Source organism: Nonomuraea sp. NPDC002799 (assembly GCF_053592075.1).
The window spans coordinates 1-21,396 of the sequence record NZ_JBSFVA010000021.1; the positions used below are offsets into that span (position 1 = coordinate 1).

Annotated in this window: 21 protein-coding genes and 1 pseudogene; 8 read left to right on the plus strand and 14 right to left on the minus strand. The window is 70.0% G+C overall.

The genetic code is table 11. The annotated features are described in order from the left end of the window. Nucleotides 1-204 (minus strand): annotated as a pseudogene (locus ACWD0F_RS31900) (MarR family transcriptional regulator); the annotation flags it as partial. A gap of 145 nt (nucleotides 205-349) precedes the next feature. On the opposite strand from ACWD0F_RS31900, the gene ACWD0F_RS31905 reads away from it, so the two are divergent. Beyond that, nucleotides 350-2,392 carry a BTAD domain-containing putative transcriptional regulator gene (locus ACWD0F_RS31905; RefSeq protein ID WP_449881958.1) on the plus strand — a complete coding sequence of 681 codons (2,043 nt, stop codon included), beginning with the start codon at nucleotides 350-352 and terminating at the stop codon, nucleotides 2,390-2,392. 2 nt (nucleotides 2,393-2,394) lie between these two features. Here ACWD0F_RS31905 and ACWD0F_RS31910 read toward each other — a convergent pair whose 3' ends face one another. The 5 genes from ACWD0F_RS31910 to ACWD0F_RS31930 form a co-directional block, all read right to left on the minus strand. Next, nucleotides 2,395-3,120: a VOC family protein gene (locus ACWD0F_RS31910; RefSeq protein WP_449881961.1), complete on the minus strand. Its 726-nt coding sequence runs from the start codon at nucleotides 3,118-3,120 to the stop codon at nucleotides 2,395-2,397. A 140-nt stretch (nucleotides 3,121-3,260) separates the two neighbouring features. Beyond that, the gene (locus ACWD0F_RS31915) at nucleotides 3,261-4,961 is read right to left on the minus strand and encodes a hypothetical protein (protein WP_449881964.1); all 1,701 of its coding nucleotides are present in this window, start codon (nucleotides 4,959-4,961) and stop codon (nucleotides 3,261-3,263) included. Between the two features lie 536 nt (nucleotides 4,962-5,497). Further along, nucleotides 5,498-6,070, minus strand: a complete 573-nt coding sequence (locus tag ACWD0F_RS31920; RefSeq protein WP_449881967.1) for a hypothetical protein — start codon at nucleotides 6,068-6,070, stop codon at nucleotides 5,498-5,500. 326 nt (nucleotides 6,071-6,396) lie between these two features. Further along, complete coding sequence (locus ACWD0F_RS31925) at nucleotides 6,397-7,356, minus strand: hypothetical protein (RefSeq protein ID WP_449881970.1); 960 nt, start codon at nucleotides 7,354-7,356, stop codon at nucleotides 6,397-6,399. 292 nt (nucleotides 7,357-7,648) lie between these two features. Next, a complete protein-coding gene (locus tag ACWD0F_RS31930; protein WP_449881972.1) occupies nucleotides 7,649-8,809 on the minus strand; it encodes an erythromycin esterase family protein in 1,161 nt (386 codons plus the stop codon). 273 nt (nucleotides 8,810-9,082) lie between these two features. Between ACWD0F_RS31930 and ACWD0F_RS31935 the strand changes: the two genes are divergently transcribed. Continuing rightward, entirely contained in the window at nucleotides 9,083-9,799 is a 717-nt protein-coding gene (locus tag ACWD0F_RS31935) for a hypothetical protein (RefSeq protein WP_449881975.1), read from the plus strand. Nucleotides 9,800-9,801: 2 nt separating this feature from the next. Further along, nucleotides 9,802-10,830, plus strand: a complete 1,029-nt coding sequence (locus tag ACWD0F_RS31940) for a methyltransferase (RefSeq protein WP_449882361.1) — start codon at nucleotides 9,802-9,804, stop codon at nucleotides 10,828-10,830. A 54-nt stretch (nucleotides 10,831-10,884) separates the two neighbouring features. Here ACWD0F_RS31940 and ACWD0F_RS31945 read toward each other — a convergent pair whose 3' ends face one another. Further along, on the minus strand, nucleotides 10,885-11,541 hold the full coding sequence (locus ACWD0F_RS31945; protein WP_449881978.1) for a CatB-related O-acetyltransferase: 657 nt from the start codon (nucleotides 11,539-11,541) through the stop codon (nucleotides 10,885-10,887). Nucleotides 11,542-11,661: 120 nt separating this feature from the next. On the opposite strand from ACWD0F_RS31945, the gene ACWD0F_RS31950 reads away from it, so the two are divergent. The 3 genes from ACWD0F_RS31950 (at nucleotide 11,662) to lexA (ending at nucleotide 13,788) form a co-directional block, all read left to right on the plus strand. Further along, entirely contained in the window at nucleotides 11,662-12,306 is a 645-nt protein-coding gene (locus tag ACWD0F_RS31950) for a TetR/AcrR family transcriptional regulator (protein ID WP_449881980.1), read from the plus strand. A 59-nt stretch (nucleotides 12,307-12,365) separates the two neighbouring features. Continuing rightward, on the plus strand, nucleotides 12,366-13,022 hold the full coding sequence (locus tag ACWD0F_RS31955; protein WP_449881982.1) for a maleylpyruvate isomerase N-terminal domain-containing protein: 657 nt from the start codon (nucleotides 12,366-12,368) through the stop codon (nucleotides 13,020-13,022). A 97-nt stretch (nucleotides 13,023-13,119) separates the two neighbouring features. Next, complete coding sequence (gene lexA, locus ACWD0F_RS31960) at nucleotides 13,120-13,788, plus strand: transcriptional repressor LexA (RefSeq protein WP_449882364.1); 669 nt, start codon at nucleotides 13,120-13,122, stop codon at nucleotides 13,786-13,788. 420 nt (nucleotides 13,789-14,208) lie between these two features. Here lexA and ACWD0F_RS31965 read toward each other — a convergent pair whose 3' ends face one another. Then, on the minus strand, nucleotides 14,209-14,685 hold the full coding sequence (locus ACWD0F_RS31965) for a MarR family winged helix-turn-helix transcriptional regulator (protein ID WP_449881985.1): 477 nt from the start codon (nucleotides 14,683-14,685) through the stop codon (nucleotides 14,209-14,211). Nucleotides 14,686-14,777: 92 nt separating this feature from the next. Between ACWD0F_RS31965 and ACWD0F_RS31970 the strand changes: the two genes are divergently transcribed. Then, nucleotides 14,778-15,422 (plus strand): FMN-dependent NADH-azoreductase, encoded by a 645-nt coding sequence (locus tag ACWD0F_RS31970; RefSeq protein WP_449881988.1) that lies wholly within the window; start codon nucleotides 14,778-14,780, stop codon nucleotides 15,420-15,422. A 41-nt stretch (nucleotides 15,423-15,463) separates the two neighbouring features. On the opposite strand, the gene ACWD0F_RS31975 is transcribed toward ACWD0F_RS31970, so the two are convergent. Next, entirely contained in the window at nucleotides 15,464-16,054 is a 591-nt protein-coding gene (locus ACWD0F_RS31975; RefSeq protein ID WP_449881991.1) for a TetR/AcrR family transcriptional regulator, read from the minus strand. A 94-nt stretch (nucleotides 16,055-16,148) separates the two neighbouring features. On the opposite strand from ACWD0F_RS31975, the gene ACWD0F_RS31980 reads away from it, so the two are divergent. Next, on the plus strand, nucleotides 16,149-17,354 hold the full coding sequence (locus ACWD0F_RS31980; RefSeq protein ID WP_449881994.1) for a glycosyltransferase: 1,206 nt from the start codon (nucleotides 16,149-16,151) through the stop codon (nucleotides 17,352-17,354). A 224-nt stretch (nucleotides 17,355-17,578) separates the two neighbouring features. Here ACWD0F_RS31980 and ACWD0F_RS31985 read toward each other — a convergent pair whose 3' ends face one another. From ACWD0F_RS31985 to ACWD0F_RS32005, 5 genes are all read right to left on the minus strand, one after another. Further along, the gene (locus ACWD0F_RS31985) at nucleotides 17,579-18,283 is read right to left on the minus strand and encodes a MerR family transcriptional regulator (RefSeq protein WP_449881997.1); all 705 of its coding nucleotides are present in this window, start codon (nucleotides 18,281-18,283) and stop codon (nucleotides 17,579-17,581) included. A gap of 44 nt (nucleotides 18,284-18,327) precedes the next feature. Further along, entirely contained in the window at nucleotides 18,328-18,849 is a 522-nt protein-coding gene (locus ACWD0F_RS31990; protein WP_449882000.1) for an ABC transporter permease, read from the minus strand. Nucleotides 18,850-18,970: 121 nt separating this feature from the next. Next, a complete protein-coding gene (locus ACWD0F_RS31995; RefSeq protein ID WP_449882003.1) occupies nucleotides 18,971-19,663 on the minus strand; it encodes an ABC transporter ATP-binding protein in 693 nt (230 codons plus the stop codon). Nucleotides 19,664-19,776: 113 nt separating this feature from the next. Continuing rightward, nucleotides 19,777-20,877 carry a winged helix DNA-binding domain-containing protein gene (locus ACWD0F_RS32000; RefSeq protein ID WP_449882006.1) on the minus strand — a complete coding sequence of 367 codons (1,101 nt, stop codon included), beginning with the start codon at nucleotides 20,875-20,877 and terminating at the stop codon, nucleotides 19,777-19,779. Further along, nucleotides 20,874-21,299 (minus strand): VOC family protein, encoded by a 426-nt coding sequence (locus tag ACWD0F_RS32005; RefSeq protein WP_449882009.1) that lies wholly within the window; start codon nucleotides 21,297-21,299, stop codon nucleotides 20,874-20,876. Before ACWD0F_RS32005 ends, ACWD0F_RS32000 begins: the two co-directional genes overlap by 4 nt. Nucleotides 21,300-21,396: the final 97 nt, after the last annotated feature.

The window sequence follows — 21,396 nt, forward strand, 5'->3', positions numbered from 1 at the left end:
CGTGGTCTTGTCCATGTCGCCGATCTCGGCGAGCTGGATCTGCGTCCGCTCCTCCTGCAAGGCGTGGACCAGCACACAGTGCATACGCGCCGTCAACCCGATCTCGGCCAGCGCCGCGGCCATCCGGGTGCGCAGCACATGGCCGGCGTGGTCCAGCAGGAACGACAGGTCCGGTTTGGTGGGAGCTGGTGCCATGGCAGTCATGGCCTCAGTCTACCGAGCAGATCCCGTTCCGGATTATCTGCCAGAAACCTACAGGTGGGAGGCCGCTCTTGCGCCGGCCGGCGTCGGTGATGAACGATACGGATGCTGGACCTGCACATGGGGACCCGGGGGCTGTGAGGTCGTTGTGGTTCGTCTGGAACTGCTCGGTGGTTTCCGCGTCACGATCGGGACTCTGGTCGTCCCCGACGCCACGTGGCGGACCCGCAAGGCGGCTGCGCTGATCAAGTTGTTGTGCCTGGCCCCGCGCCATCGGCTCCGCCGTGAGCAGATCATGAACCTGCTGTGGCCGGAGCTCCCGCCGCCGGCCGCCGCGGCCAATCTCCGCAAGACCGTGCACCTCGTCCGGCAGATGTACGCGGGCAGGTATGAAACCCAGCCGGTGGTGTCACAGGGAGATCTGCTGAGCCTGCCGGTGGGCCACATCTGGGTTGATGTCGTGGCGTTCCGGTCGACCCTTGCTCAGGCCAGGGAAAATCGCGACATCCAGGCGTACGCCGCCGCGATCGAGCTTTATCGCGACGGCCTGCTGCCGGAGGACGGCGACGAATGGGCCGACGCCCCCAGGATGGATCTGCGCAACGACTACGTCGCGATCCTGGACGAATACGCCGGGATTCTCGAAAGCTCAGGTCTGCTCGACGAGTCGGCTCGCGTGACCCGGCTGCTCGTCGCCGCGGATCCGCTGCTGGAGGACGCCCACGTCCGGCTCATGCGGGTGCTGGCTCTGGCGGGGCGGCGGGCGGAGGCGTTGCGCCAGTTCGAGGTGCTGCGTGACCTGCTGGACGGGGAACTCGGGATCGAGCCCGGTCCCGAGGCCCAGCGTCTCCACGAGGAGGTGCGCGCCAGGAGGGTTCCCGAGGCACGGCACACCGTGATGGTGTGGCAGCGCATCGGCGACCTGCGGATGGGCTCCGGCGATGCGACCGGCGCCGTCGCGGCGTACGAGGCGGCGCTGAAGCCGGCGTACGAGGCGGCGCTTGAGCCGGCGCACGGGTCAGTGCCGAAGCCGGCGTCGGCGGCGTCCGACACCGCCCGGCTGCATCGGCTCGCCGCCGCCGCCTACCTGGGCGAACACCGGCCGGACCCGGCCGGCCACCATCTCGTACGCGCGGAGTCGGCGACCGTGGACCCGGCTGAGCGGGCCCGGCTGGTCTGCCTGCGAGCCGAGCAGGCATGGCTGCGCGGCGACCTTGAGACCGCGCTGCTCAGGGCGACCGAGGCGCGTGAGCTCGCGGTGGCGCACGGCACGCCCGACGATGTCGCCCGAGCGGAAGAGGCGATGGCCGTCGTGACCCACATGCGGGGCGAGTGGCGACGCGGCCTGGAGATCGAGATCGGTCGCAGCGGGGACGGCCTCGACGCCGAGACGTTCAGCCGTGCCTTCGACATTCACCAGTGCATCGGTCAATACCATCTGTACTCCGACGAACTGAGCCGCGACGTCGAGCACTACGCGAGGCGGACCCTCAGCCGCGCGACGCATGCGGGGATCGTACGGGCCCAAGCCTTCGCCTGGTGCCTGCTCGGTGAGTCGCTCCTGCTCCGCGCGCACTGGGATGAAGCGGCCGGTTGCCTGCAGCAGAGCGCCGAGCTGCACGCCGGCCTCGGATCGGCGTCCGGTGCGCTGCCCTGGCAGCGACTCGCCGAGCTGGCCGCCTGTCAGCGCCTCTTCGACGAAGTCGGCCCGGCGTTGCGGCGAGCCTCCGCCATCGCCACGGTGTCGCCCATGGCCCGGCACCAGTGGGGACGCATTCATGCGACGGCCGCGTTCGCCCGGCTGCAGCGCGGTGAACCGGACCTCGCGGCGCAGTCGGTCCGGGCCGCCGCGGCGGCAGCGGCCCGCTATGGCGGCTGTCCCACCTGCGGCGCTCTCCTCAACCCGGTCGCCGCTGAGGCGTATGCGGCGCTCGGCGACGCCGAGCGGGCCCGCGCCCATGCGGTCGCCGCGGCCGGCACGGCCGGCGCGTTCGGTGGATCCGCGTGGCGGGCGATGGCCGAGTCGGCCGCCGGCAGCGCCGCCTCGGCGGAAGGCGACCAGGACCGCGCCCGTACCTGCTTCGCGACGGCCGCCGACCTCTACACCAGGGTCGGCCACGTTTACTGGGCCGATCGGTCGCGGCACCAGGCTGACATCCTGGCCGGTACGACCGGGGTGCGCGCCACTTGAGCTCACGCTATTGGGGGCAACACGCAGAACTCGTTGCCATCGGGATCGGCCAGCACCACCTGACCGGCCCCGTGCGGGCCGATGTCGATCCGGGTCGCTCCGAGGGAGACGAGACGGTCGACCTCCGCTTGCTGATCACCGTGCACGGGTGGAGTGAGGTCGAAGTGCAGCCTGTTCTTCCCCGTCTTCGGCGCCACCGGCGGACCGCCCCACGTGATCTTGGGACCGCCGTGCGGCGAACGGATCGCGGTCTCCTGGTCCTGGTCCCAGACCAGCGGCCAGCCCAGCGCCGCGCTCCAGAAGTAGCCGACCTCCTGCGAGCCGTCACACGAAAGCGCGCCGATGAGTCCGCAGTCGGCGAGGAACTTGTTGTCCGGCTCGATGACGCAGAACTCGTTGTCTTCGGGGTCGGCGAGCACCACATGACTGGCGTCCGGGCCTTGCCCGATGTCGATGTGCCGCGCACCGAGCTCGAGCGACCTGGCCACCGTCTGCCGCTGGTCATCGAGGGACGTGCTCGTCAGATCGAAATGTAGCTGGTTGGCGCCGGTCTTCTTCTCCTGAGCCGGAAGAAATCGTATCCGGAACCCCGTGTCATCGCTCGGCAGGAGCACGATGCCGTCGTGGGGATCGTCGGCCGGCTCCCAGCCCAGGACTCCCGCCCAGAAACGCGCGAGGCCGAGTGGGTCGTTCGCATCGAAACAGAGTGCGACGAGCTGAGAAGTCATCCCGCGTCTCCATCTGTTGACCAAAGGCGCAGGCAGGGCAGGTCCTCCCGGCGCATGACGGGAGGAACGCTAACCCACCCGAGGACTGCGCCGCCAACGCTTATCGGTCAGCGGAGGCGCAGCGCGTCCATGATGTCGATCTAGCGGTTCTGGGGACGTAGCCCGTCGAAGGCGACGGTGAGGGCGCCGACGCAGACGCGGCGCCGGTTGTCGGGCTGCGTTGCCCGGCTCGGACCGTGCCAGGGGCCGGCGAGGGCGGCGAGGACCACGTCGAGGACGATGTCATCGCGTACGACCCTGGCCTTCTGAGCGGTGATGAGAAACTCTTCGAGCGCGTCCCACAGAATCTTGGCCGGCCGCGCGGTCAGAACGTCGTTGCGCAGGTTGTCGAGGATCTCGCGCATGTCGTCGAAGGTCTGTTTGTTCGCCGCCTGCTCGACCATGGTGTCAAAGATGGTGGACCACACCGCGGCGGGCGAGGCCGTCGTGTCGCTCGCCGTCTGGGCGAGGCGCAGCGTGAGCTCCGTCCTTCTCCTGTGTGCCACCAGGTCGACCCCGGCATGGCGGCCGTAGAGCGCGGAGAGCGCCGGCGACAACGCCACGTAATGGCCGTTCCCCGTGGCGTCGTGGATCAGGGCGGCCTCGGCGGCGGCGTAGATGAAGCCGCTGTCTTGCTCCGGCCACGTGCCGGGAAGCGGAACCGGGACGGCCTGCACGAGCAGGTCGCGCAGGCTGTCAGAGGGGTTCTTCGCGTATCGCTGCAGCAGGTGCGTCACCAGTTCGTGCGGGGTGAGCAGCACCTGAGGCGGGCCGCCGTGCTGGACCACCACGTAGTCGTCCTGCTTGATGTGGTGGTACCGGGCGTTGCGGTAGACGATGGCGGCCTGATCCGTGAGCAGGTGGTTCAGCGACCAAGACAGGACGTTGAGGGCGCTTACGCCCTTGACCTCTTCGACAGCGCTCTTGCCCAGCAGGATGACGACGGTCAGCTCACCGGGGTCCGCCAGGTTGGCGCCGGCGTCGGCCGCCTGCGCCAGATACTCGGCGACGTGAGCGGCCACGATGCCGGGGGAGGTTTCGGCGTCCGTGTGCGACAGGTAGGACAGGCCGGCGGTCCTGCTCCACATCGCGAGCGCGGCGCAGGTCACCACGTTGGTCGTCCAGGCCATGGTGGCGTTCGGGCTTTCGGCGGGGAAATAGCGGGCCTGGTCCGCGTCTTCCTTGGATTTGGTGCCCATGGCGATGTAGGTGCCGAGCCGCCGCAGGTCGGCGGGCACGGGACGCGTGAGATCGGTCACGTCCACCTGGCGTTCCGGAGTCTCAAGGTTCCGGGTCAGGGCGTCCAGGGAGAGCACTGCTTGGTCGGCGACCGTGAAGTGCACCCTGGTGCCGTTGGGGTAGACGTCGATCAGCTTGTCGGGCAGCGGGACTCGTTCGTGTTGCGTGGTGACGTTCTTCCCTTCGATGATTCCCTCGGATATGCCCTTGTTGCGATACATACGTACGGACCGGAAGGGCGCGGCGGCGGAGGAGCTGCCCGGCATCTGCCGGGGCGCGTTCGTGCCGCCATCAGCGGAAGACAGGACCGGGAACCGCTGGCGCTTGTTCTTGCTGAGCGACGTCCCGCCGCTGTCGGGGGGACGGTCGCGTGGAATCTGCGGGGTCTTGTCGCGCCACGACCCGCCGCTGTCAGCGGGACGGGCGCGTGGAATCTGCGGGGCTTTGTCGCGCCACGACCCGCCGCTGTCGGCGGGACGGGCGCGTGGAGTCTGCGGGCGGGTGTTCTGGTCCGGCGGCCGTAACTTGTTGCGCGGCGGTTGATTGCCGGGGTTCTGTTTCATGTCGGATCCCCTCCAGTCTTCGCGCACACTCGCGCCGTCATCGGGCGCCGGCCGAGGTTCTCATCGGCGGCCACGGTTGCGGAAGACGTTAGGAATCGCGCGTTCCCTGAGCGTTCCTCAGCGAGTTGGAGCAGCTCGGGAGGCCACGGCGCTCGGTGTGCAGCCTAACGATCCGTGCCGGCACGGCGCAGTAGGAGAGTGAGGAAACCCAGCACCTCCCGGTAGCCGCCGAGCCACAGGTCGCGGTGGTCGCGGGCGGCGGCCGCGGCCGTATCCCCGTCGGGGCGGTCGAGGGCCCAGCGGGTCAGCGTGCGACGTCCAGGACCGCTCGTACTCGTCCCACTCGGCCAGGGTGCTGGTATGGCCATAGATCGTGGCGAAGCCGGCGCTCTCCATGCGGGCCACCGTGGTCACCATGGGCGGCATGGCTGATCAGGTCACGATTAACCGGCCCGATCCTGCCGGAGATCGGATGGGAAGCCAACGGTATTTCTGGCGCGTTTCTCCTGCTCGTCGCAGGTGACCTGCCGGTGGGCTCAGCCGCCGGGGCCGGTGGGCTGGATCGGGGCGCCGTCGCCGTCCTCGGGCAGGTCGCCGCGCTCGACCGGCCCCAGCGAGGGAGCGGGCGTCCCGTCGCCGCGCTCGACCTGGCCCGGCGGGGGAGTGGGCGTCCCGTCGCCGACGGCCGGCCGGGCGCCCTCTGCCGCCTGCTTCAGCACGGCCCGGTCCACCTGCCCGGCCGGGCAGGCCAGCCGCACGTAATGGCCGGGGCGCACCGCGACGTACTCCTGCCGGCCCTCGTGCTCGGTGTACCAGCCGCCGCCGTCCCGCTCGCACGTGCCGGCACACGTGTACGGCCCCCGATCGACCCGCATCTCCACCTGCTTGCCGTCGGACGCGGTGTAGAAGGCGCCGAACCCCTCCTCGTTGACCGCGCCCACCGACTGCTCGGCCAGCTCGTATCCGGGCAGATCCACCACGTACATCAGGTCGGGCGCCACGCCCTGCCGGGTGGCCTGGTCGATCACGGCCTGGCTCAGCGCCGAGGCGGAGCCGCAGCCGGACAGGACGATCAGCGCCAGCAGCGCGAGCACAGGACGTAGCGACATCCTCCCAGTGTGTCGGACGCAGGCGCCGTTCAGGTCGCGTACCGGCTGTCGTCGGTACGATCGGACCCACGAAGGTCGACTGCGGTGCCGTAGCTCGCTAAGGTGAGGCGCTCCTCTCGCTCGATCCGCAGGACGGCATCGCCGTCCCGGCGTCCGGGATCCTGCTGACGGTCCGGCCGGCCCGGTCCGCCCACGACCTCGCCGATCCGCACGCCCGAGCGGCTCCGTCCCCGCCGCGGGCTCGGTCGGCCCGCACCGTCCGCTCACGACCCGGCGGCGACCTCAGGGCTCTGCCATGAAACCTCGTGATGACGTGCTGGTCGAGCTCACTGGACGCGCCAGTGCTCCTTCCGCGGCGGGTAGGCGAAGGTCTGGGTATCGGCCCAGTCCTGCCCGGCGACGCGGTAGTCGTGCGCGGCTTCGCTCGCGCTGTGGTCGCGGCCGATGTCGACCGTGTCGGCGGTCGACCAGGCGCCGTTGACCTGGTGCTCCACGGTGTAGTGAAACTCGTTGAAGCCTGAGGAGCCCACGCACGTGTTGACGATGGTGAGCGAGCGTCGCCCCGTCGTCAGATGCGGCGGGATGGCGACGATCTGGTTCCGCCATTTGTAGACGCTGTCCTCAAGCAGTGGGCGCCAACTCGCGGCCGGGGTTCCGTCAACGGTGATGGTGGCATGTTGCAGACCGACGCCTACATCCAGCCGGCGGATCAGCCGTACGCCGGTGTTGGCCGGGTTGACGGTCACGGTGAACCGGCTCGACCCGCCACGAGGGAACGCCCGGCCGTCGTCACTGACGATGTGGGCGGGGCCCACGACGTGGTCCGGCACCTCTTCGGACGGGCCGGGCCGCGGCGTTTCTCCCTGAGCGATGACGCTGAGGCTCACCGCGGCCATCGGTACGGCCACCACGGCGATCAGGACGGCTTGGCGCCACCGTAGGCCGGCGGCCCGGGCGGTTCCCAGGTCGCCGGATGTGGCCATCATCTGGGGGGCGAGCGCTGTGTCAGCGGCGGACTCGACGCCGCGATACTCCGTGGAGCCTGCGGGCATCTGATGGACACGCACCCGCTCCCAGGCCCGTTCCCACGCCGGGAGCTGATGGTCGGGGACGCGACACCCCCGCAGGAACGCCACCATCACCGCCTTCTTGGGAAAGCGCCGACCGGCCAGCATGTCGGCGCAGGTCGTGCGGGGCAACCGCGTTCCGCCTGCTCTGTCCGCCCGTGTCTGCAGCTCTCGAAGGGAGACGTCGGCCCGCGCGAACTGCTCGGCCAGCAGCTTCACCAAATCCTCGTGACAGGTCACCGACGCCGGCCCGCTGTCGGGCGCCTCTCCGGCCGGCCGAGAGTCTTGTCCGCCTTGAGGGGCCTCGCTCGTCATCGCCCAGACCTGACCTCTCCTGACCCTCACCGGTTCGCGTCAGACAGTGTACGAGCGATTGCCGAGCGTGTCCGGGCTGCCGGTGTGGCGGCCGTCTCAGCCGGGATGGGTCAAGGGCCGGGCGTGGCAGCCGGCTCGATCCGGACCGTGACCCGCCGGCCCGCCTCGGCGAGCGTGTCCAAGCCGGTCTCGACGGTCATGCGCCGTTGACGGACTCCTTGAGGAAGACAATGCCGTCGATCATGCCGAGGTGGGCCGGGTCCAGGGGGAAATAGGCGTGGTCCGGCGAGATGCGCGGGCTCGGCCGTGTGACGGCGTCGGCCAGGTGGCGGGCGTCGATGAGGGAGCGGCCCCAGGGGAGTTCGGACAGGATGCCCTCCACCGTGTCCGGGGGCGGGACGTCGGCGTCGAGCGTGCCGATGGCCGAGGCCAGGAAGGCGTACCGGTCGCCCAGGTGTGTCCCGGCGATCGCCCCCGCGCTCCACCACTCCAACGTCTGGTCGTCGCCGAACCGCATCAAGCTCTTGTTCCGCTGCAGGTGGAGGTTGTGGGCGAAGACCAGGGCCGGACCGTGCCCGGCGACGGCACGCAGGTTGCCGGCCATCATCGCGTCCCGCAGGGCCGACAGCCGCATGATCCGTGCCGGGGACGTGTCGGCCATCCCGTGGTGGTAGCGGAGCAGGCCGACGGCGGTGCGTCCGTACAGTGCCGCCCGCTTCCCGTCCGCCGCGCTCAGCCGTGGCGTCTGCATGTCGAGCAGCGCCACCAGGTCGTCGGCGATCAGCCGCAGTCGCCGGGCGTCGGCGGACCGCCCGATCGACTGGGACGGATCCATGACCGTGGCCTCGTTCGACCACCGCTCGTCCGGGCCCAGCAGCGTGTCGAGGGTCTCCCGGGTGCAGGGGAGCGGGCCGTCGAGGAGGCCGTACAGGGCGGTGAGTGCCTGGCGCGGGCTCGCCGCCCAATACTCCAGCGGCCCGTCGAACCCGAAGAACCTGAGCTTTCCGTCATGCTCCTCGTTGTACGCCCGCATCCAGCGGACGAGCTCGCGGTTGGCCGGTGACGCGCCGAAGCCGTGGCTGAAGCCGCGTTCCATGACGTCGTCGAGCGTGCCCGTGCCCGTCGTGACGTAGTCGTCCACGATCAGGCCCATGAGACAGTCGCTCTCGATCGCGATCGACCGGTAACCCTCGTGCTCGACGAGGTGCCGGAGGATCTCGTTGCGCAGCTCGGGCAACGCCGCCACGCGATGGGTGGCCTCACCCAGGCCGAGCAGCAGGGGCCGGGCAGGCAGCGACCGCAGGAACGCCGAGACGCTCGCCCCGTCGAGCGGACGGGCTGTGTCCTTGATGTCCATGGCTTCAACGGTATCGTTGAACTTCCGGTGTGAACTTTTTACGTGAAACCCCGCTTCTACCGCGCTGAACCTTCAATCGCTGATGAGCCCAGCTCAGCATCTGAAGTAAGCGAGGCGAGTCCTTGGCGCTATAGACGCCCGAAGCCTCTAGTCACTATCTGTAGTCAGGCAATTGCTCAAGCCGACATGCGGAGGTGGCACCATGGACGCTCATCTGGCTCGGATCAAGGTCGTGTTCGACGCACTCGACACGAACGCCACGGCTGGAGCCTGATGGCCACCCCCGCGGATCGGCTGGTCCAGGCGGCGCTGGACCCGGACGACGAGGACCGCCTGGACCGACGGACGGCCGAACTGCCGACGCTGACCGGCCTGGGCTTCATGCTCGGCGGAGTGCGTTCCCGCTCTCCTCACCTGGCGGCGATCGACCGGCACTGCCGGCCTGATCATGCTGCGGTGCTGCTGTTTCCGCACGCACAAGGCGATGTCGCGGCGGCTCTGGCCGTCCGAGGTTTCCAGCCGATGCGGACGGCGCCCAGCACGGTTGTCCGCAACCGGCTGGCCGGCCGCTACCACCTGGAGGCCACGGCCCTCGACGTCACCATCGTCCATGCCCGGCACGCCGACCACGGCGCCGGCCTGGAGGTCTTCGTCCTGGTCAATGACGCCAGCCCGGCGATCGCCCAGATCATCGCCGGTGAGCGTGCCCACGAGCACGAGTCGCACTACGCCTTCACCGTCCCCGACGCCGATGAGGTGATCCTGCATGGTCTTCGGGAAACCCTCACCCGAGAATGCGGGTTCATCGCCGACGGCGGCGGGTTCAACCCCCACGACGGTGAGCACGCGGCAGGCAAGACCGTTCTGTACTTCACCCAGCGCACGCCGCCCGATCGCCCGCGGCGACTGGAGCTCACCTGCGGCGGCCACCACCCATCCGTGCTGCGTACGCACCTGAACCATCGCACACCTCACACACAGACCTGGTGACCATGCCGACCGACCACGACCAACATCGGATGCTGACGCTGCTCACCGGCGCCTGGACCACGCAGGCTCTGGCCACCATGGCCCAGCTCGGCCTGGCGGAGGCCCTGCGGAACCGGCGCCTGACCAGCACCCGGCTCGCCGAGGTCAGCGGCACCCACGCACCGTCACTGCGCCGGCTGCTGCGGTTCCTGGTCAGCCATGACGTCCTGGACGGCGATGACAACACCGGGTACGGCCTCACCCCGCTCGGCGAGCACCTGACCGCCGCCCACCAGTGGTCCCAGCGCGATCTGGCCCTGATGTACGGAGGCCCGTTCTACACGGCGTGGGCGGACCTGACCCATGCCGTCCAGACCGGCGATTCGGCCTTCGAGCACGCCTTCGCCGCCCCGTTCTTCGACTATGCCCGCCACAACCCGCAGATCGGCGAACTCTTCGATCGGGCGATGGCCTGCGGCTCCGGCTTCTTCGCCGCGGTGCCGCAGGTCTATGACTTCCGCGCGACCCGCCACGTGGCCGACCTGGCCGGCGGCAACGGCACCCTGCTGGCCGCCGTACTCACCGCACACCCCCATCTACAGGGCACCCTGTTCGACACCGCATCCGTGATCGACCGGGCCCGCACTCACCTGCACGACCTCCGGCTGGACCAGCGGTGCGCCTTCGTCGCAGGCGACCTGTTCACCGAAGTCCCCGCCGGCGCCGACGTCTACCTGCTGTCTCGGATCCTGCACGACTGGGACGATGAACAATGCGCCGTCCTGTTGCGCAACTGCAGGCAGGCGATGCGCCCGGGCGACCGCCTTCTCATTCTGGAACGGCTGCTCCCAGCCGACGGCTCTACCGACGGCTCCACCGCGCTCACCCTGGCCTGGGATCTGCACATGCTGGTGATCAACGGCGGCGGCCGGGAACGCACGCTCACCGAATACCAGAAACTGATCGAAACCGCAGGCCTGCGCCTGACCGACCGCCGGCCCCTGCCCCTGCCCCTGGAGATGAACATCCTGATCACCGAACCAGCCCGCTGATGCCCGAGCGGTACCTTCTGGGCCAGGCCGCCACGGAACGCGGACGGCGCCCCGTCACGTGCGGCGGGTGTCCGGGGCGGCGGCTTCCAGGTCGGCGATGCCGCCCGACATGATCGTCCGCACGTGCTCGGTGATGTGCTCCGCCGGCCAGTCCCACCAGGCCACCGCCAGCAACCGGGCGACGTCCTCGTCGCTGTAGCGGGTGCGGATGAGACGGGCCGGGTTGCCGCCGACGATCCCGTAGTCGGGCACGTCCGAGGCGACCACGGCGCCGGCCCCGAGGATCGCGCCGTGTCCGATCCGTACGCCCGGCAGCACCGTGACGCCGTAACCGAACCAGACGTCGTTGCCGACGACGGTGTCCCCGCGGTTGGGCAGGCCGGTGAGCAGGTCGAAATGGTCGGACCACGAGCCGCCCATGGTGGGGAAGGGGAAGGTCGAGGGGCCGTCCATGCGGTGGTTGGCGCCGTTCATGATGAAGCGCACCCCCGTGCCCAGCGCACAGAACTTGCCGATGACCAGCTTCTCCGGGCCGTAGTGGTAGAGCACGTTGCGCGTCTCGAACGCGGTCGGATCGTCCGGGTCGTCGTAGTAGGAAAACGCCCCGACCTCGATCAACGGGGACGTGACCAGCGACCGGAGCAGCACCACCCGCGGCTGCTCGGGCATGGGATGCACCACGGTCGGGTCGGCTGGAACATGAAGCGTCATGGATCGTTTCCTCTCAGTTCCTGCCGCTTCGGCAGAGCATCAACATCAGCTACTAATGCGACAGTTGCTACATTAAGATGGTGTCATGACGCTGTCTGCTGGGCAAACGGAATCCGGGCGATGACTTCCACGGTGCCACCGTCGGAGGGCGGCCCGCCGGCTCAGCGCCGCCCGGGGGGCCGCACCAGTCGCATCCGTACGCAGGTTCTCGACGCGGTCCGCGCTGAGCTCGGCGAACGCGGCTACGACGAGCTCAGCATGGAGGGCGTCGCGGCCCGGGCGGGCGTGCATCGCGCGACGGTGTACCGGCGCTGGCGGGACGTCGGCGGCCTGCTCGCCGACGTCTTCGAAGCGACGAGCGACGACGACTGGCAACCCCAGGACACCGGTTCCCTGGAGGGCGACCTGGCGGCACTCAACCACGAGAACCAGGCGGCCCTGACCGCGCGGCCGTCGGTCGCCACAGCCCTGATCGCGGCCTCGTTCCGCTCCGCGGAAGCCGCCCGCGGCGTGCGCCGGCTCTGGGAGGACCGGTACGCCCGCTGCGAGGTCATCGTCAGCCGAGCCGTCCGGCGCGGCGAACTCCCGCCGGACACCGACGCGCGGCGCCTGCTCATCGCCGCCACCGCGCCGCTGTACCACCAGTTGGTGCTGCTCCGCCTGCCACCCGACCCGGACCTTCCCGGCCAGGCGGCCAGGACCGCCGTCCTCGCCGCATCCGCCGGCGCCTTCGTCACGTCCCCGCCGGTCGGCGACCCCTCGTAGCGCGCGAGGCTCTCCATCCGCGCTTGTCCGCTGTCGGGGCGCCGCACTACCTTGCCGAGGTGGACCTCTTTTCACGCTCTTGGACGGCATTGCGCACGGCGGTGGCCGAACTCCCGGACGAGGCTTTCGCACAGCCGTCCGGCTGCACCGGCTGGCTCGTGCGCGACCTGGTGTGCCATCTGATCATCGACGCTCAGGACGTGCTGATCACCCTCGTGACCCCTGCGGAAACGGAGCCGACCCGCGACGCGGTGACCTACTGGGACGTCTCCGGAACCCCGCCGACCGGCGACGACCCGCTCGACGCGCTGACCGTCCGCCTGGCCGCCGCGTACGAGGAGCCTCGCCTGCTCAAATTCCACCTCGACGACGTCGGCTCCGCCGCCGGCCGCGCCGCCGAACTCGCCGGCTCTAAGGCCCGGGTCGGCACCCGCGACGAAGTGCTCACCGCGGGCGACTACCTCTCCGCGTACGTCCTGGAGTGGACGCTGCACCACCTCGACCTGGTCGCGTACCTTCCGGACGCGCCGGGACCGCCCGCGCAGGGGCTTGCCCACTCCCGCGAACTGCTGGAGCAGATCGCGGGAACCGCGTTCCCCGCGTCGTTCTCCGACAAGGACGCACTGCTGGTCGGCACCGGACGGCGCGCCCCGACCGGCGCGGAGAACACCGAACTGGGCGAGCTGGCCGCGAGACTCCCGTTCGTCCTCGGATGATCGTCGTACCGGTGACGCCGGGTTCAGTGCGTGAGATCCGGTTCCAGGCCCGGCCTCAGCGGAGTGCTGTACGCCTGCGACCCCGCTGCCCCCTAACATTTCGCACGTGACCACCTACGACGATCCTGACCCGTTCGAGTACCTGGACGTCTCGGCCCTGCCGCAGCGCCAGCAGCGGATCCTCGCCACGATCCGGGACTGGGTGGTCAGGCACGGATATCCGCCGAGCACCCGCGAGCTCGGCCACGCCGTCGGGCTGCGATCGCCCTCGTCGGTGTCCAAGCACCTGAGAAGCCTGGAGGAGCTGGGGTTCCTCCGCCGGGGCGCGGCCATGACCCGGCCGATCGACGTGCGTCTGTTCCTGCGGCCCCCGGCGCCGGAACGGGCCGCGGACCTGGTGTCCGTGCCCGTGGTCGGAGACATCGCCGCCGGCGTTCCCATCCTGGCCGACGAGCACCTGGACGACACGCTGACCCTGCCCCGCGACCTCACCGGGCGCGGCACGGTGTTCGGCCTCCGGGTGCGGGGCGATTCGATGATCGACGCCGCCATCTGCGACGGCGACATCGTCGTGGTACGTCAGCAACCCGAGGCGCACTCGGGCCAGATCGTCGCCGCGATGATCGACGGCGAGGCCACCGTCAAGGTGTACCGCCGGCGCGACGGGCACGTCTATCTCGAACCGCGCAATCCCGTCTACGACGTCATCGACGGCGACGGCGCCGTGGTGCTGGGCATCGTGGTCTCCGTCCTGCGCAGCGTCTGAGCACACCGCGAACAGCGCCGCATTCAGCGATCAGCTCACTCTTCGTGGCCTGACGGCACGGTGGGGGTGGCTGATCGGTGGTCAGGATCAGTCGTACGCCGGGCTTGGGCTTCCCCTGCTGGCCGACACCCTGCCCCACCTCCCTGCACCAGCCATCGGCCGGCCGCCGGTGCGCCCGTGGCCGGATCTGGCCGCCGATCTGGCTGCCGGCCCGCCCGAGCTGCCGCAGGCGTTCGATAACGCGCTGACCCCGCAGATGACCGCGCTGCTGGACCCGCTGCAGGTGGCGGCCGGACAACAACGCACGGCCGGCTCCCATCCCGAACACCATCTGGTGCAGCACGAACGCGGCTACCTGCACCGCGTCGCCGCCGCCCACCATCTGCTCGATGCCGGCGCAGTTTCCGGACAAGCGCCCGTTCACATGAGGTCTTCGGCGACCTGGCAGAGGTCGATGGTGTGGTCGGTGGAGTTGAGATGGCGGGCGAGGGTGCAGAGGAGGGATTGGAAGGTGCCGGCGTCGTCGCCCAGCACGGACAGCAGGCGGGACTCCAGGGTGCGCAGGGCGGTTTGGCGCTCTTCCCAGAGAGTGCGGCCCTTGTCGGTGGCGACGATGCGGCGCTGGCGGCGGTCGGCGGGGTCGGGGCGGCGCTCGACGAGGCCGGCTGCTTCCAGGTCGTCGATGAGGTAGGTCAGGACCGTGCGGTCTATGCCCAGTTGCTGGGCGAGAGTGCCCTGGTTGGCGGGGGTGTCACTGGTCGCCGCGGTGAGGATCTGGTAGCCGCGGGGGCCCCCGGGCACGTCGCTCAACAGGTGGCCCGCGGCTTTGGCGTAGGCGCGGAAGGACGCGCCGAGCATCCAGCCGAGGTCGCCTTCGACCCGGGTTTCGTTCACCATGAGTCGATCATAACATTTTCTGCTTCGCCAATAGTCTGCTATACAACATATCTGTGAAGCCACACGTTAGGTGGCTGTGAAGGGGAGCAGACATGCGCATGTTCAGGATCGACGCGAGCATCCGGGCAGAGGGCTCGGTGACGCGCGAGGTGGCCGACACCGTACTGAGCGCCTGGCGGGAGTCGCATCCGGACGGCACGCTGGTACAGAGGGACCTGCTGGCCGATCCGGTGCCCGCCGAGGCGTGGCAGCGTGCGCTCGGGATATCGGCGTCGTCCGACGAGACGGCGGAGGCCCGGTCACTGGCCGGGAGACTGGCGGGCGAGCTGGTGGACGCCGATGCGTACCTGTTCGCCATTCCGCTCTACAACTGGGGGCCCTCGCAGCATTTCAAGGCCTGGGTGGACATGATCTTCACCGACCCGCGCTTCGCGCCCGGCGGGCCGCGGCCGCTCGAAGGGCGTCCCGCGGTCCTCGTCACCGCGCGCGGCGGCGGCTTCGGGCCGGGCACGCCCAAGTGGGGCTGGGATCACTCCACGCCCTGGCTCGTCCGCGTACTGCAGGACGCCTTCGGGCTGAACCTGCACGTCAGCGAGGCCGAGCTCACCCTGGCCGAGGTGACGCCCGCGATGGCCCCGCTGCGTGGCCTGGCGGCCGAGTCGCTGGAGGCGGCGCACCGATCCGCGCGGCGCCACGGCGAGCTCCTCGCGGCACACGCGCCGGCCGCAGTGGCCTGACCCTGTGTGGTGGTGAGCTGGGCGCCTGAAGGCCGCGCCGGTCACTCCGCGCGGAGGCGCGCCAGGTGGTAGTCGAGTGCCGCCACGACCTCCTCGGATGTGTAGTGCCCGACCAGGGTGGCGTTCACGATGCCCTGCGCGAAGGCGTACAGGATGCTCGCCTCCTTGTCGGCATCCAGGTGGGCGGCGAGCTGTCCGGCGGCCTGGGCGGCCCTGATCTGCTCGGCGAAGAAGGACAGCAGGTGCGGCAGCCCGAGCCGCATCGCCGCCGCCTGGTCGCCGGCCACCACCGAGCTCGCCTGGAACGCCAGCCCGATGCGGTTCAGGTAGCTGCGCTCGTCGTCCAGCGGCAACAACTCCAGCACGGTCTCCCGCAGCAGGCCGAGCGGCGTGGACTGGCGCGCGACCACGGCTGCCACCCGGATCCCGATCCAGACCCTGAAGTGCTCCAGCGCCAGCAGCAGCATCTGGTTCTTCGTCGTGACGTAGTACTGCACCGTCCCCATGGACATGCCGGCCCCGGCGGCGACCTCCCTCAGGCTGACGCTCTCCATGCCCTTGTCGTGGATGATGCGGTGCACGGCCTCGGCGATGTGCCGCCGCCGGGCGTCATGGTCGACGATCTTGGGCATGTCCCGTCACTTTCTCATGCGAGTGCATGGTAAAAGCCGGTCGTCTCGTTTATCGTGCGAGTGCATGATAAACGAGGCGGGCGGGGTGATGAGGATGCGGGTTCTGATCGTCGGGGTCGGCACACAGGGGGACGTGGCACCCTACACGGCGCTGGGGGCGCGCTTACGCGAAGCCGGGCATGAGGTGGCCATCAGCGCGCACGAGCCGTACGCGGAGCTGGTGACCGACGCGGGCCTGGAGTATCTCCCACTTCCCGGAGACCCGCTTCCCGTGCTGACCGGCCGCCTCTCCATCAGCGCGTTCAAGGCGTACGGCGAGCAGGTCATGGAGGGCCTGATCGGGATCGCCGAGCGAGAGGCCGACCTGCTCCTGCTCGGCGTGGCGGGTGCGCTGGGCTCTCACGTCGCCGAGGCGATGGGCGTGCCGAGCATGGGGGTGCACCTGCAGCCGATCGATCCCACGGGGGACTTTCCGCCGGTCATGAGCCTGTTCCACCGGTCGCTCGGGCGGTGGGGGAACCGCAGGGCGGCCCGGCTCGCGTTCGAGTTGCCGCTGCTCGCCGGGGCGAGCGCGAAGCTGCGGGCCCGGCTGGGACTGCCCCCGATGAGCCCGCGTGCCCTCTACCGGCGTCGGGAGCGCACGAACTGGCCGGTCTTCCACGGGGTCAGCCCGCTGGTGCTGCCGCGCCCGGCCGACTGGCGGCCGGGGCTGGAGATCACGGGTTACTGGTGGCCGCTCCGGCCGCGGGGCCGGCAGCCGGATCCGGTGTTGCGCGACTTCCTGACGTCGGGGCCCCCGCCGGTCTTCGTCGGCTTCGGCAGCCTGGCGAGTACGCGGGCCGAGCAGTACACCGAGCTGGCCGTGCACGCGCTGCGGCGGGCCGGGCTGCGCGGCGTGCTGCAGACCGGTCTGCGGGGACACGTCTCGGACGACGTGCTCGCGGTCGGCGACGTGCCGCACGACTGGTTGTTCCCCCGGCTGGCCGCCGTCGCCCACCACTGCGGCAGCGGTACCACGGGGAGCGGGGTGCGGGCAGGGGTGCCCGCCGTGGCCGTGCCGGTCATGAACGACCAGCCGTTGTGGGCGTCCAGGCTGACGGCACTCGGTGTGGCTCCGGCCGCGATCCCGTTCCGCCGCCTGACGCCCGCGCGGCTGGCCGCTGCGCTCACCACCGCGGTCACCGACCCGGCCTATCGGCAGCGGGCCCAGGCACTCTCGGCCCGGATCTCGGCGGAAGACGGCGCGGCGCCCGTCGTCGAGGCGGTGAACCGGCTCCAGGTCACCGGCCGACCAGGGTGACCGGCCGGACTGGAGGGCTCGCCACATGCTGGTGCCGCCGTAGCCGCGTCATTCGGCGTGGCCGGTGACGGGCACCATGCGCGATCGTCGCCTCGGCAGCGGATCCCGGCGCCCAGAGGTCAGGCGGGCGGCTCCGCCAGCCGGATCCCGGCGCCCGGAGGTTCAGCCGGGCGGCTCCGCCAGCCGTTCCAGCCGGGTCCAACTGGCCCAGCCGCGCTCGCGCATCAGGTCCAGCAACCGCTTCGCCCGCGGGTCGTACTCGACGGCGAGTGCGTCCAGAAGGTTGAACGGGAGAGTGTCGTACGCCACCTCGCCGGAGGCGACTGCCTCCTCGGCCAGGCCGGCGGCCATGATGTCGGCGACTTCCTCCAGACGCGGGTCATCGTCTGCGCCACTTTCCGACATCTCCGACAGGACCCGAAGAGCCGAACGAATCGCGGGTCTTGGAGCTGCGCGAGTTTCATGGGCATGACCTCGCGGATGTTGTCGGGCCAGCGAGCCGCAACCAGGATCCACCCGTCCCGCTCACCCTCCACCAGCCGCTCTGACACCCCGATCTCCCGAAGCCGATCCAGGAAGGCGACCACCTCCGGCGGAAGCGCCAGGCTGTCCCCGGCAGCGAGCTGCGCGATCTGCTTGCGGCTGGTGTCCAGCCGTTCGATCTCCTCGCGCAGGTGGCTGTCGATCTTGCGGACCGCTTCGGCGAAGGTCGACGGGTCGGCTTCGAGCATCTGACCGATCCGAGACAGCGGCACGCCGGCGTTGGCGAGGGCACGGATCTTGATGAGGGACACGACTGCCGTCGCGCCATACCGCCGGTAACCCGAGGCATCCCGCTCCGGCTCGGGCAGGAGCCCGATCTGGTGATAGTGCCGCACCGCCCGCACCGTCACGCCGGCATACGCCGCCAGCTGACCGATCGTCAGCATGCCCTGATTCTGCCCTCAACTCACCGTGCCCGGTTGACGCCCGCTCAGGAGAACCGGCGACGGTAGGAGAGGTCGGCGAAGACGTAGGCGACGATGAGGATGCCGACGCACCAGGCGAGGGCGGTCCAGATGTCGGTGCCGACCGGTTGCTGGGTGAGCAGGCCGCGGATCGTGTTGACGATGGAGGTCACCGGCTGGTGCTCGGCGAAGGCGCGCACGGGGCCGGGCATGGTGTCGGTGGGTACGAAGGCCGAGCTGATGAACGGCAGGAAGATGAGCGGGTAGGAGAACGCGCCCGCGCCGTCCACGCTCTTCGCGGTGAGGCCGGGGATGACGGCGAGCCAGGTCAATGCCAGGGTGAACAAGATGAGGATGCCGGCGACCGCGAGCCAGGCCGGCACGCCGGCGCCCGAGCGGAAGCCCATGAGGAGGGCGACGCCGACGACGGCCACGAGCGAGATCACATTGGCGACCAGCGAGGTCAGCACATGGGCCCACAACACGGACGAGCGGGCGATCGGCATGGACTGGAAGCGCTCGAAGATCCCGCCCTGCAGGTCGAGCAAGAGGCGTAATGCGGTGTAGGTGATGCCCGACGCGACCGTGATGAGCAGGATGCCGGAAGCATGTAGTTCACGTACGGGACCGACCCGGTGTCGATCGCGCCGCCGAACACGTAGGCGAACATCAGCATGATGGCGACCGGTGTGATCGCGGTCGTGATGATGGTGTCCAGGCTGCGGGTGACGTGGCGCAGGGTCCGTCCTGTGAGCACGGTGGTGTCGCCGATGAAATGCGTGGCCATGCCTCGGCGAGCTTCTTGACGGCCTGCCACACCTCGATGCGCGCCTGCGGGTCCAGCCCGGCCGTCGGCTCGTCGAGGAAGATGACCGGGGGAGTCCCGACGAGACTCATCGCGATGTCCAGGCGGCGGCGCATGCCACCGGAGTACGTCGCCACCCTCCGGGTGCCCGCCTCGGTCAGCGAGAAGCGCCTGAGCAGGTCATCCGCGATCACGCCCGGGTCCTTGAGGTGCCACAGCCTGGCGACCAGGACGAGGTTCTCCCGCCCGCTGAGGATCCCGTCCACCGCCGCGAACTGCCCGGTGAGGCTGATGGACTCCCGCACGTCGGCGGCCTGCGTCGCGACATCGAAGCCGTCGACCCGGGCGGTCCCCGCGTCGGCCCTGAGCAGCGTGGACAGGATCTTCACCACCGTGGTCTTGCCCGCCCCGTTCGAGCCGAGCAGGGCGAAGATGCCGCCCCGCGCCACGTCGAAGTCCACGCCGCGCAACACCCGCAGCTCCTTGTACGACTTCTCCAGGCCCTGCACGTGGATCGCGGGTCCCTGGGCCTGATGGGTTGCTGGAGGGATGCTCATGGCAGCCAGCATGGAGGGTTGACGCAGCGTCATGGTCAAGCCCGGTGGCGTAGATGGTTGTCGAGGACCTGGGCCGCATGGCGAGGCGTGCGCGTACCCGGCAGCTTCCTTGCTCAGCGGGGAGGCACGGCGATCTGTACGCGGCAGCTGTCGTGGTCAGACATGAACGACGCCAGTTCCCGCCCCTGCTCGGCCACGGCGGCGCGGTCGGCTCGGGAGAAGCGGCGCAGCGGGGTGACGAGTACGGTGTCGGCCGTGACGCTCCAGGTCGCGGCGACCCGGCCGTCGACCAGGACAACGCGAGCGCCGGCGACCGACAGGCCGCGGTGGGCATCGTCGATGATGCGGCTGCGGTCGTGGTAGCCGAGAATCGCGTTGTCGAACGCCGGGAGGAACCGTACGGGGGCGGGGGTGCAGGGGTCGGGGCGCGGTGCGTCAGGGAGGTCGAACAGCGTGCGGCCGCGTTCGTCGCGGAAGGTGACCAGTTCCTCGCGTATGGCGGCGACCGCGGCCGGGAGTCCGGCGAGGCCGCACCAGGCGCGCAGGTCGGCGGTGGCGGCGGGGCCGAATGCGGCCAGATAGCGGCGTACCAGCGCTTGGCCCACAGGATCGGAGCCATCCGAGGGCGGAGGGTCGATCTCGCGGCCCAGCCAGGACGAGAGCAGGACGTTGCGCACGCCCGCCCTCGTGCGCCACAACCCGCGCGGCGGCAGCTGCGCCACGGGGACGAGGGCGGCGATCAGCATTTCGCCCAGCGCCCGCGGCCCCGACGTCGGCCAGCGCTCGGCGAGTGCCCGCACGAGCTCGGTCATCGAGCGCGGCTCGCCGTCGGCCATCACCGCTTTTCCCGCAGCCGCGAGCTCGTCGAGATCTATCCCGTCCAGCTCGCGGCGGTAGTTCCCGAGAACCCGTTGGCGCAGCATGGTGTCGTGGCGGGCCCGCCAGGCCACGGCGTCGTCGGCGGTGACGAGGTGGACGGTGCGGCGCATGAGATGGGTCCGCACCACGCTCCGCCGGATCAGCAGGTCCGAGAGCACCTCCGGGTCGAACGCGCGCAACCGCGACCAAAGCCCGACGAACGGTTCCTGCGGTTCCTGCGCTTGCAGACCGCCGAGGTGCGCGACCGCGTCGAGGACCGGTACGTGGGCAGGATCGAGCAGCAACTGCCGGGCCAGCGTCGCACGATTGAGCGCCCGGGTGTCGAGAACGGTCATGCTGCGGTGCGTTCGCTCACGACGTCGAGGACCCAGGTGACGCCGAACCGGTCCTGCAGCATCCCGTACAGGGGCGCCCACTGCGCGGGTCCCAGCGGCTGCAGGACGGTCGCGCCGTCGGTGAGCTTGTGCCAGTACGCGGTGACCTCCTCGGCCGCTTCGCCGCGCAGCGAGACGAAGAACGCGTTCTCGCCCTGGCTCCATGGCAGGTGCGAGGGCACGTCGTAGGCCATCACGCGAAAACCGTTGCCGGCGGTGACCTGGCCCCACATCACCTGGTCGGCCTCGGACGGCTCCTGGACGTTCCCGGCGTCCTGGTAGGTGACCATGGCCACGTCCCCGCCGAACACCGACTGGTAGAACGCGAGTGCCGCGTGGGCGTCACCTCGGAAGTTGAGGTGGGTTACCGCGTTCACGGACATATTGGGCTCCTTGCCTGTCGATTCATCCCTTGGCCCTGCTCGATGAGCAGAGTCGCAGGAGAAGCGGCCAGGTTGTGTCCGCTTCTTTGGGCAATAT